Raw genomic sequence first — 11,379 nt, 5'->3', positions numbered from 1 at the left:
CGAACTTGTTCGCGAAGAGGGCTGTATGATCGTCGAAAATGCATCGACTGAAACACCGTCTTCGTGAGCAAGCTCACTCCCACAAGGATCTTTACTCCGCCTGATACTGCGCGTCGAGCCCCGCTTTCCGGGCTCATCAAGACTTGAGTATCACGCCGGGCGCAGAGCGTGGGAGCGATGAGCAATCAATTAATCAATCAACCCGTTCACATCGTAGAACGGGTATGGCCCTTCATAGTCGCCGAACACTGCGTTATGACTGACAAACCCCTGTTCCGAATGCCAGCGATGCAGCACGTAGCCTGCCGGTTCCAGGTTGAAATGGGCAGGCGCGGCTTCGTCGAGGTCCAGCACGATCTGGTGTGAGGTGCCAGGGCAGATGCTTGCCACGCTGCCACCAAAACGCCGCTGCATGGGGCGATGCAAATGCCCGCACAACAAACGCTCCACTTGCGGATGCTGGGCAATCACACGCTCCAGCGCCGACGCGTTGCCGAAGGGTTCGCGGTCCATGTGCCCTATGCCGGTAATGAACGGCGGATGATGCAGGATGATCACCGTCGGTACATAAGGACGACGTGACAGCTGCGCGTGCAACCAGTCCAACTGACAGTAATCCAGTTGTCCGCCATGCTCGCCGGGAATGGTCGTGTCCATGCCGATCAGACGTACCGGGTATTTCTCCACCACCCAGTCCAGAGGTCCGCTGGCCGACAATGGCAGGTACACCTGTTCGGCAAACGCAGCCAGCAGGTTGTGTCGATCGTCATGATTACCGGGCACCAGATAGAACGGCATGTGCAGGCGTTCCAGCTCAGGCTTGAGCACGGCGTATTCGTCCTCACGCCCGAAGTCCACCAGATCACCACTGATCACCACTGATCACCACTATGTCTGGGCGCTGCTTGCTGGCGTTGATGTGTTCGACTGCGCGGCGCAATGCACCCAGTGTATCGACCACGCCATAGGTCAGGCGCCCGTCGGCTTTGAGGTGCAAGTCACTGATCTGGGCAATAAGAAACGGACGATTCAAAATAATCTCTCTACGGAAACGATGTTACGAATGCAGGGTGAACAGCGCCTGCGGCTCAACACTCAGGGCGATGGCAGCGTTGGCGGCGTGAATAACGTTGTCGGTGCTGTCCACCAACAGCGGCTGCGGACCTCCGACATCGACCAGCAAACGACTTTGCGCACCCTGAAAAAACTGCCCGACCAGGCGACCCTGAAGGTGCCCGCGCTCCGGCATCAGGCGCAGATGTTCCGGGCGGCAGTAGACCGTGCCCGGCAGATCAGCGCCGTTCCACGGCAGCTCGCCGCCGCTCACCTTGAGGCCTGACGGGGTGCGCTCGACCACGCTGAACGCATTCAGATTGCCGACAAACCCGGCGACGAACGCATTGGCAGGTTGTTGATAGATTTCCCTGGGCGTCGCCAATTGCGAGACGCAGCCTTTTTCCATGACCAGAATCCGGTCGCCCAGGGCCATGGCTTCGCCCTGATCGTGGGTGACGAACACCGAGGTGATGCCCAACCCACGCAACAACTGATCGAGCTCGCTGCGCAAGCGCTCACGCAACTGCGCATCCAGTGCCGCCAGCGGCTCGTCGAGCAGCAGCACCCGCGGACGCGGTGCCAGAGCCCTGGCCAGCGCGACCCGTTGACGCTGACCACCAGAAAGCTCGTTGACACGACGATTGCCATGACCGGTCAGGCCAACCAGTTCCAGCAACTCATCGCAACGCTTGCTTCGTTCGGCAGGCGACAGGCCGCGAATCTTCAGGCCGTAAACAATGTTCCCGGCGACGTCTAGATTCGGGAACAGCGCGTAGTTCTGAAACACCATCCCGACGTCACGCCGCTCGATAGGCAGGCGCGTAACGTCCTGATCATCGAACAACACCTGACCGACGTCCGGACGTTCAAGCCCGGCGATCAGACGCAAGGTGGTGGTCTTGCCGCAACCGGACGGACCGAGAATCGCCAGCGTTTCGCCAGGCTCGATGGTCAAGTGCAGATCCTTTACAGCAACGGTGCCGTCGGCAAATGCCTTGCGGCAGCCTTTCAGGCGAATGGTGGTTCCGCTCATCGGCTCTCTCCTCGGGCAAGACGCGCACTGATGGCCTGCAACGCAATCAGCAGCGGCACAATCAGCAACAGAAAAAGAAGGGTGTAGGCGCTGGCGACTTCCAGTCGGGCTGAGGCGTAGCTGTCGGCCAGACCGACCGGCAGGGTCTTGGTCATCGGCGTGTGCAGCATCCAGGTCAGGTTGAACTCACCCTACGACAGGGTCACGACCATCAGCACACCGGCCAGAATTCCGGCGCGGCAATTGGGCACCACCACGCTGAAAAAGCGCTTGATCGGCCCGGCGCCCAGACTGGCGGCAGCCTCTTCAAGAACCGGCAGTTGCTGACGCTGCATGACCGCCATGACCGGGCGCACCAGAAACGGCAACGTGAACAACACATGGCCCACCAGAATGAACAGCCAGCTGCTGCGAAAGCTGCCGAACTGGCCGTAGGTCAGCAGCAACGCCAGGGCGCTGGCCAGGCCGGGCATGGCGACGGGGAGGACCATCAGTTCTTCAAAGGCCCGGCTGAAGCGATTGTTCATGCGCACCAGCGCATACGCTGCCGGAACGCCGACCAGGCATACGCAGATCGCACAGGCCACAGCCAGTTGCAGCGACAACCAGACGGTCGGTGAATAGGCTTGCCAGACCTGCACCAGCCAGTCGAATGTCAAGCCGCTCGACAGGCCCAGAAAATAATTGCGGGTCAGCCCGGCAAGCAGCGAAAGCACTACCGGGACCAGCATGAACGCACAAACCAGTAACGTGAATGCCAGTTGCGCAGCAAACAATGGAGAACGTTTCAAAGGGCAACCCCTGATGTCCCGACCATGCGACGGGCCAGCAACAGCACCGCCCATGTCACTAGCCCGAGGATCACCGACAGCGCGGCGGCTACGGTGAAGTTGGCGTAATTGGTGAACACTGACGTTCAGGCGCGTACCAAGCGTAAATGCAGTACCGAATGCGCCCATCGACGTGGCGAAGCAGATCGCACCGCAGGACACCAGCGCGGGTGCCAGCCCCGGAACGATTACATCGCACACCACCCGCCAATGACCCGCGCCCAGCGAATGCGCAGCTTCTTCAAGGCTGCGGTCCAGGCTTTCGCAAGCGGCCATGACGGTGAGAATCACGCGCGGAATCGAGAAATACAGGTAGCCAATGAACAAACCGGTAAGCGAATAGGCGAATAGGCGAATAGGCGAATAGGCGAATATCCAGCGTTCGCCAGCCAGCTCCAGCCCGAGTGCCGCGAAGATGCCTTGGCGACCGGCTAGCAGAATCACCAGAAAGCCCACCACTACGCCAGGAAACGCCAGCGGAAAGGTCAGCAACGCCACCAGCGCAGAGCGTCCGAAAAACTGGTTACGGGCCAGAAACACACCGCTGATACCGCCGACCAGCAACGCCGCAAGCGTGACCACCAGTGCCAGCAGACAGGTCTGCGCCAGGCTGCCGAGGTATTGAGCACTGCTCAACACCTGCCAGTAACCGCTGCCGTTGCCGTCAGAACCTTGCGCGCCGAGCAGGATCAGGTGGGTCAGCGGCAGCAGCCAGAATGCCAGCAACACCGCCAGCGCCGGAGCAAGTGCCACCGCAGCGGTCGGGCGCAGCCGCAGCTTCATAAATCCGCCCTTGTGCAGAGCCAGCGCGTGTCCCGGCGAGGCTGACATTACTTCACCTCACGCAGATAACGGGCAGCAAAGGCTTCCTGCACGGCAGCCATGTGCTGGTAATCCACCACACCGGCACGAGCGTAATCGCTGTCGGGCAGGAACTGCGCGGCCACGTCGGCAGGCATCTTCGAGCGCACTGGACGCAAATAAGCCTTGGCCCACAGCGCCTGGCCCTCGTCAGACAGGACGAAATCCAGCACCTTCTCGGCATTGGCGCGGTGCGGTGCCTTGGCAACCATGCTCATCACGTACGGCACGCCAATGGTGCCTTCCTTGGGAATCACGAAAGCGACGTTGGCCTTGTCCTTGTAGCGAGCGCGATAGGCGTTGAAGTCGTAGTCGACCAGAATCGGCAGTTCACCGGACAGTACGCGTGCATAAGCGGTTTGCTTGGGCACGATGGGCGAGTTCTTCGCCAGCTTCTGGAAGTAGTCGATGGCCGGGCCGAAGTTGTCCAGTGTGCCGCCCATGGCCTGATTGATCGCAACGGCGGACACGTACCCGACGAATGCACTGGAGGGGTCGAGGTAGCCGACCATGCCCTTGTATTCGGGCTTGAGCAGATCCGCCCAGCTTTGCGGCACCGGCAGACCGCCCAGTGCGTCGACATTGACCATGATGCCCAGCGTGCCGAAATGAATGGCGAACCAGTGCCCTTCAGGGTCCTTCAGGCCTGCGGGAATGTCGTCCCAGTGCTTGGGTTTGTAGGTATCGACCACACCGGCCTTTTGCGCTTGCAGGCCGAAGGTCACGCCGTAATACACCACGTCTGCGACCGGCGCGGCCTGCTCGGCGACGATCTGCGCCAGCGCCTGCCCCGAGTTCTTGTTGTCCAGCGGCACTTGTACACCGGTGCTGTCGGCAATGGCCTTGAGCTGTGCGCCCCAGTCAGCCCACTCAGGCGGGCAGTTGTAGCAGATGGCGGTTTCGGCGGCCTGGGCGAGGCTGGCCGCACTACATAACAGCAGTGCCGCGAGGGTTTTACTGAGGCTGAGCATGAAGCATCTCCTGGTAGGGCTGGGTGCTTTCGCCGGGCCGGATATGGCACGGCAGACAATGAGAAACCGGTGCCGCGCCGGCAATCCGCGACAGCAACTGGTCGATGACGATGTGCGCCAGTTCGGTAATCGGCTGAACCACACTGCACAGCGTCGGGTGCATCTGCGTGCCCAGCGTGATGCCGTCGAAGCCGATGACCGAAAGACGCTCGGGAACACCCCAACCATTGCGGCGCAATTCGGCGATCAGGCTGATGGCCAATAGATCGTTGGAACAGACCAGCGCGCTTGGCGCAGTCGGACCACGTAACAACGGTTCGAGCACGGCGAAGTCGGCGTTGGTATGGGCAGGCATTTCAATCACCGGGCGCGCCTCAAGCCCACCCTCGTTCATGGCATCGCGATAGCCTTCGTAACGCAGGCGGGCGCGGTCGGACTGCATGACCGGGCCTGCGACCATCGCAATACGCCGATGGCCGGCGTTGATCAGATACCGCGTCGCCAGCGCCATGCCTGCGCGGTTATCCACAGACACAGCGCTGTACTCCTCATTGTCGGTCTGGTGATAGGCCAGCACGAACGGCGTGTCCTCGATGGCCAGGCTCTCCAGCACACGGTTGTGCTCGGCGTCGGTTACGGTCAGCACCAGCCCGTCGACCCGCTGGCGCAGCAGTTCCTCAACAACGGCGCTTTCACGCTCGGCGCTGTAGTCGGTGGTCGCCAACAACAGGTTGTAGCCCCGTGCCCGCGCCGCCCTTTCCATAGCCTGAAACTGCTCGGCGAACACCGGGTTGAGCAGGTTTGGCACGATGACACCAATCAGATTGGTGGTTTGCAGACGTAACTGTCTGCCCAGCCGATTGGGGCGAAAGCCCAGCTCACGAGCAGCGACGAATACTCGCTCGCGGGTCTCGGCGCGCACCACCTCAGGGCTTGCGAAGGCGCGTGCAGCAGTCGCCCGGGAAACCCCGGCCAGTCGTGCAACTTCTTTCAAATCAGTCATGGTCGCTCGCTTGAGATCGATCTCATTGGCGGCAACTCTAAGTGGCGAACATGGCTAAACAGCGACCGGAGGATGACCGTTTGGTGACAACTCGACCCTTGGGCATTTTAAACAGAAGGGGTTTAGCGAACCGGGACCGGTCTGCGTTACCATCAGCGGTCCGACGCGGCAACCTGCTGCGCGCAGGAGTAGTCATGGCTCACCCGTTTGCAACACTCACTCCCGATCTGGTGCTAGATGCCGTTGAAAGCATCGGTTTTCTCAGCGATGCCCGCATCCTGGCACTCAACAGCTACGAAAACCGCGTGTATCAGGTCGGTATCGAAGACGGTCAGCCGCTGATCGCCAAGTTCTATCGGCCACAGCGCTGGACCAACGAAGCCATCCTTGAAGAACACAGCTTCACTTACGAGCTGGTCGAGGTCGAAGTGCCCGTTGTTGCGCCCATGGTGCATAACGGCGAAACCCTGTTCGAACATGCCGGCTTTCGCTTCACGCTATTCCCGCGCCGAGGCGGACGCGCGCCGGAGCCGGGCAATCTGGATCAGCTGTATCGCCTGGGTCAGTTACTGGGGCGTATCCATGCGGTCGGCTCGACCAAACCGTTTGCGCACCGCGAAGCACTGGGTGTGAATAACTTTGGCCATGCGTCGGTCAATTACCTGCTGGAAAACGACTGCATCCCGCGCAGCCTGCTTCCGGCTTACGAGTCGGTAGCCCGTGACCTGCTCAAGCGTGTCGAGGACGTTTACGCCGCCACGCCGCATACCAACATTCGCATGCACGGTGACTGTCACCCCGGCAACATGATGTGCCGCGACGAGATGTTCCACATCGTCGACCTGGACGACTGCCGCCTTGGTCCTGCCGTTCAGGACATCTGGATGATGCTGGCCGGTGATCGTCAAGAGCGCCTCGGCCAGTTGTCGGAGCTGATGGACGGTTACAACGAGTTTCATGATTTCGATCCACGCGAACTGGCCCTGATCGAACCACTGCGTGCCCTGCGCCTGATGCACTACAGCGCCTACNNNNTGGCTGGCCAGGCGCTGGGACGACCCTGCATTCCCGCACAGCTTTCCATGGTTCGGCACAGAGCGTTACTGGGGCGACCATATTCTGGCCCTGCGCGAGCAGATGTCAGCGCTGAATGAAGAGCCGTTGAAGCTGTTTTGACCTGATGAGCCCCAGATTATCGTGCGGCGCTCCGCGTCGCATGCAGCTCTGGACGCTCCGCGTCCGATCCTGAACAAGCGACGCGGCACAGATGTCGTGAATCAGCCGAACCTGTGTATAACATCCAGCGCTCCAGCGTGAGTACGATCAAAACCATCAACCGCATCACCCCACAATAAAACCGGAAATTTCTGTATCAAAGGGACGCTCCATGCAAGCTGCCAATCCACGCCGTGGATACATCCTGGGCCTGAGTGCTTACACCATCTGGGGCCTGTTCCCCATCTACTTCAAGGCCATCTCCGCCGTTCCGGCCATCGAGATCATCATCCATCGAGTGCTCTGGTCAGCCCTCTTCGGCTCGATCGTGCTGATGTTCTGGAAACATCCCGGCTGGTGGCGTGACCTGCGCAACAACCCACAGCGACTGGCCGTGCTGGCACTCAGCGGGACGCTGATCGCTGCGAACTGGATCGTCTACGTGTGGGCCGTTAACAACGGCCGCATGCTTGAAGCCAGTCTCGGGTATTACATCAACCCGCTGGTCAACGTGCTGCTGGGCATGCTGTTGCTGGGCGAGCGGCTCAGACGTCTACAAATGCTGGCGGTCGCTTTCGCCACCATTGGTGTCGCCCAGCAGGTCTGGAACGTCGGCAGCCTGCCGTGGGTGTCACTGGCCCTGGCGCTGACCTTTGCGTTCTATGGCCTGATCCGCAAAAAAGCCCCGGTTGCCGCCTTGCCTGGCCTGGTGGTGGAAACCTGGATGCTGGTGCCGCTGGCATTGATCTGGCTAACGCTCAACCCGACGGCCGTGAGCGCCCAGCCGGAATTCTGGACCACCACGCAAGCCATCTGGCTCGCCGCCGCAGGCCCGGTGACGCTGATCCCGCTGGTGTGCTTCAACGCCGCAGCCCGTCACCTGCCCTTCACCACCCTGGGTTTCCTGCAATACCTCGCGCCCACGCTGGTTCTGCTGCTGGCGGTGCTGCTGTATGGGGAGCACCTGACCACCAGCACCATCATCACCTTCGCCTTCATCTGGGCGGGGCTGGCAATCTACAGTGTGGATATCTGGCTGAAATCCCGCAGCCGAGGCTGATCAAAAAACACACAACACCTCGCAAGCCACGCCCCCCGTGGCCTGCAAGAGGTTCTCCAGGGGTTATCCACAGGCAGGCTAACCTTATCTGTGCACAAGCCATTGAAACTGTTGGTTTTTTGATCAACTTTCGCCAGCCCACGGCGAACGTGGCGTGCAAGGCTATTCCCCCAGGTTATCCACAGGCAGATGCACGGTTAACTTGGATAACCTGAAAGTTAATCTAGTCCTCAGTACCCAACACCAGCTCCACCATCAGATCATCAGCCAGGGTCTCAAGCCCTGCCTGCAGGTCATCCAGCGACAAGCCCACCGGTACGCCCAGCACTGCATCGGCGTGGAACAGCAACTCGCTGCTCATGGGCGCAGGGGAACGTCGGTGATCAAGTGTTCAACGTTGACACCCTGCCCGGCCAGCAAGCGGGTGATGTCGCGCACAATGCCGGGGCGGTCGTTACCGACCAGTTGCATGCTGATCAACTGAGTCGGGGCGGTTGTCTCTATCACGCTTTCAGCCAACAGCATGCGAATGCCATGGGCCGACAGGCGTTCAACGCTTTGATCAGGTCATCGTACTTTTCCGGCTCGACGCCCACCTTGAGGATCCCGGCAAATTGCCCGGCCATGCGCGACATGCGGCTTTCCAGCAAGTTACCGCCCTGCTCGGCAATGCACTGCGCGATACGTTCGACCTGACCCGGTTTGTCGGGAGCAACCAGCGTTACGACGAGATGATCCACGGTCTATTCCTTTTTCTGTGCAGGTGATTTGAAAACGGCGTCGGTCGCACCAGTAGAGACAGCCCCGAAGGCAGCCCGTGCACGGTAAATCGTGTACCGTTTGCCACGCTTTATGGAACAATCCCGGGCGCTTTTGGGAACACAATGAATATCATCGTGACCCGATATGAATATCCAGTCGTTTAATGACATATTCAGCGACGTTTTCACGCAACGGCGGCTCATGTAGTATCCAGAATCTCGTACTACATGACACCAAGATCAATAACAGAGCGCTCCCCGAGTGTGCTCGACCCTGCTGAGCAGAGTGAGGCAAGTGCAATGACTGAGTACGTTCAAGTCGGTGACCTGCAAGTCGCCAGAGTCCTGTTCGACTTCGTGCAGAACGAAGCCACACCCGGAACCGGCATCGACGCCACTGCGTTCTGGGCGGGTGCGGACCAACTGATCCACGACCTTGCGCCAAAGAACAAGGCACTGCTCGCCAAACGAGATGAATTGCAGGCGCAGATCGACACGTGGCACCAATCGCGCGCCGGACAGGCTCACGACGCCTCGGCTTACAAAGCCTTCCTTCAGGAGATCGGCTACCTGCTGCCAGAAGCAGCGGACTTCCAGATCACCACACAAAACGTCGATGAAGAAATAGCCACCATGGCTGGACCGCAACTGGTCGTGCCTGTAATGAACGCACGGTTTGCGCTCAATGCGTCAAATGCCCGCTGGGGCTCGCTGTATGACGCGCTCTATGGCACCGATGCCATCAGCGAAGAAGGCGGCGCGGAGAAAGGCAAGGGCTACAACAAGGTGCGTGGCGACAAGGTGATCGCCTTCGCCCGCGCATTCCTCGATCAGGCAGCCCCTTTGGCGGCTGGCTCGCACGTTGATTCGACTGCTTACAAATTGATCGACGGCAGACTGGTCATCAGCCTCAAGGGCGGCAGCAACACGGGCCTGCGCGACGATGCACAACTGGTGGGTTTTCAGGGTGAGGCTTCAGCGCCGTTCGCCGTGCTGCTCAAACACAATGGCCTGCATTTCGAATTGCAGATCGACGCTTCCAGCCCGGTTGGCCAAACCGATGCGGCAGGCGTGAAAGACATCCTCATGGAAGCCGCGCTGACCACCATCATGGATTGCGAAGACTCCATTGCAGCCGTCGACGCCGACGACAAAGTGGTCGTCTACCGCAACTGGCTAGGCCTGATGAAAGGCGACCTGGCGGAATCGGTGTCCAAAGGCGGCGAAACCTTCACCCGCACCATGAACCCGGACCGCGTCTACACCACGCCGCAAGGCGGCGAAGTCACGCTGCACGGTCGTTCGCTGCTGTTCATTCGTAACGTAGGTCACTTGATGACCATCGACGCGATTCTCGACAAGCATGGCAAGGAAGTGCCGGAAGGTATTCTCGACGGCCTGCTGACCAGTCTGGCTGCGATCCACAACCTCAACGGCAATACCTCGCGCAGCAACAGCCGCAGCGGCTCGATGTACATCGTCAAACCGAAGATGCACGGGCCGGAGGAAGCCGCGTTTACCAACGAACTGTTCGGGCGTATCGAGCAGGTGCTGGGCTTGCCGGGCAACACATTGAAAGTCGGCATCATGGACGAAGAGCGCCGTACCACGGTCAATCTCAAAGCCTGTATTCAGGCAGCCAGCGAGCGCGTGGTATTCATCAACACCGGCTTCCTCGACCGCACCGGTGACGAAATCCATACCTCGATGGAAGCGGGCCCGGTGGTGCGCAAGGCGCAGATGAAAGCCGAGAAATGGATCAGTGCCTACGAGAACTCCAACGTCGACATCGGCCTGAAATGCGGCCTGCAAGGTCGCGCACAGATCGGCAAAGGCATGTGGGCCATGCCCGACCTGATGGCCGCCATGCTGGAACAGAAAATCGCTCACCCGCTGGCTGGCGCAAACACTGCCTGGGTGCCCTCGCCTACAGCGGCTGCGCTACACGCCCTGCATTACCACAAGGTCGATGTATTCGCTCGCCAGGCCGAACTGGCTCAACGCGAGCAGGCATCGGTGGATGATATTCTGACCATTCCCCTTGCGCCGAACACCGACTGGACGCCCGAAGAAATCCAGAACGAACTGGACAACAACGCACAGGGCATTCTCGGCTACGTGGTGCGCTGGATCGATCAGGGTGTAGGTTGCTCGAAAGTACCGGATATCAACGACATCGGCCTGATGGAAGACCGCGCAACGCTGCGCATCTCAAGCCAGCACATGGCCAACTGGCTGCGTCACAGCGTTGTCAGCGAAGCTCAGGTGCTGGAAAGCTTGAAGCGCATGGCACCGGTCGTGGATCGCCAGAATGCCAATGACCCGCTGTATCGCCCGCTGGCGCCAGACTTCGACAGCAACATTGCCTTCCAGGCAGCCGTCGAACTGGTGATCGAAGGTACGCGACAGCCTAACGGCTATACCGAGCCGGTACTGCATCGTCGCCGTCGTGAGTTCAAGGCCAAAAAAGGAATGTAAGGATTTTAGTCATCGGACCTGAGAGGCAGCTTGCTGCCTCTTCGGGAAGGCGATGAGTAAACATCGCGTTTTTTGTTCGAATACCCCAGATAGAGACTGTCAGAAATTTTG

At 59.9% G+C, this 11,379-nt stretch carries 5 protein-coding genes and 5 pseudogenes; 3 read left to right on the top strand and 7 right to left on the bottom strand.

What is annotated here, in order from left to right; translation table 11 throughout:
* Window positions 1-189: 189 nt before the first annotated feature.
* The 6 genes and pseudogenes from ALO64_RS12745 to ALO64_RS12720 all read right to left on the bottom strand — a co-directional run bounded on the left by ALO64_RS12745 (window position 190) and on the right by ALO64_RS12720 (window position 5,754).
* Window positions 190-1,033: pseudogene (locus ALO64_RS12745) on the bottom strand (phosphodiesterase).
* Between the two features lie 24 nt (window positions 1,034-1,057).
* A complete protein-coding gene (locus ALO64_RS12740) occupies window positions 1,058-2,089 on the bottom strand; it encodes an ABC transporter ATP-binding protein (protein ID WP_005735062.1) in 1,032 nt (343 codons plus the stop codon).
* Window positions 2,086-2,880, bottom strand: a pseudogene (locus ALO64_RS12735) (ABC transporter permease). The gene ALO64_RS12740 and the pseudogene ALO64_RS12735 overlap by 4 nt, the downstream one beginning before the upstream one ends.
* Window positions 2,877-3,750, bottom strand: a pseudogene (locus ALO64_RS12730) (ABC transporter permease). The pseudogenes ALO64_RS12735 and ALO64_RS12730 overlap by 4 nt, the downstream one beginning before the upstream one ends.
* On the bottom strand, window positions 3,750-4,751 hold the full coding sequence (locus ALO64_RS12725; protein ID WP_044343884.1) for an ABC transporter substrate-binding protein: 1,002 nt from the start codon (window positions 4,749-4,751) through the stop codon (window positions 3,750-3,752). Before ALO64_RS12725 ends, ALO64_RS12730 begins: the two are co-directional and overlap by 1 nt.
* Entirely contained in the window at window positions 4,735-5,754 is a 1,020-nt protein-coding gene (locus ALO64_RS12720) for a LacI family DNA-binding transcriptional regulator (RefSeq protein WP_044321363.1), read from the bottom strand. The genes ALO64_RS12725 and ALO64_RS12720 overlap by 17 nt, the downstream gene beginning before the upstream one ends.
* Before the next feature lie 194 nt (window positions 5,755-5,948).
* Here ALO64_RS12720 and ALO64_RS12715 point away from each other — a divergent pair.
* Window positions 5,949-6,930 (top strand): annotated as a pseudogene (locus tag ALO64_RS12715) (serine/threonine protein kinase).
* 211 nt (window positions 6,931-7,141) lie between these two features.
* Entirely contained in the window at window positions 7,142-8,029 is an 888-nt protein-coding gene (rarD, locus tag ALO64_RS12710; RefSeq protein ID WP_010204883.1) for an EamA family transporter RarD, read from the top strand.
* A gap of 223 nt (window positions 8,030-8,252) precedes the next feature.
* Here the strand turns inward: rarD and ALO64_RS12705 are convergent.
* Window positions 8,253-8,769, bottom strand: a pseudogene (locus ALO64_RS12705) (glycine cleavage system protein R).
* Between the two features lie 321 nt (window positions 8,770-9,090).
* Here ALO64_RS12705 and ALO64_RS12700 point away from each other — a divergent pair.
* Window positions 9,091-11,268, top strand: coding sequence for a malate synthase G (locus ALO64_RS12700; RefSeq protein WP_044343883.1), 2,178 nt, complete (start codon window positions 9,091-9,093; stop codon window positions 11,266-11,268).
* The last annotated feature ends 111 nt before the right edge of the window (window positions 11,269-11,379 follow it).

Origin of the sequence: Pseudomonas meliae (assembly GCF_001400515.1) — a bacterium.
In the GTDB taxonomy this organism is placed as follows: domain Bacteria; phylum Pseudomonadota; class Gammaproteobacteria; order Pseudomonadales; family Pseudomonadaceae; genus Aquipseudomonas; species Aquipseudomonas amygdali.
Note: the sequence above shows the minus strand (reverse complement) of the source record. Positions and strands in the feature narration are given on the sequence as shown.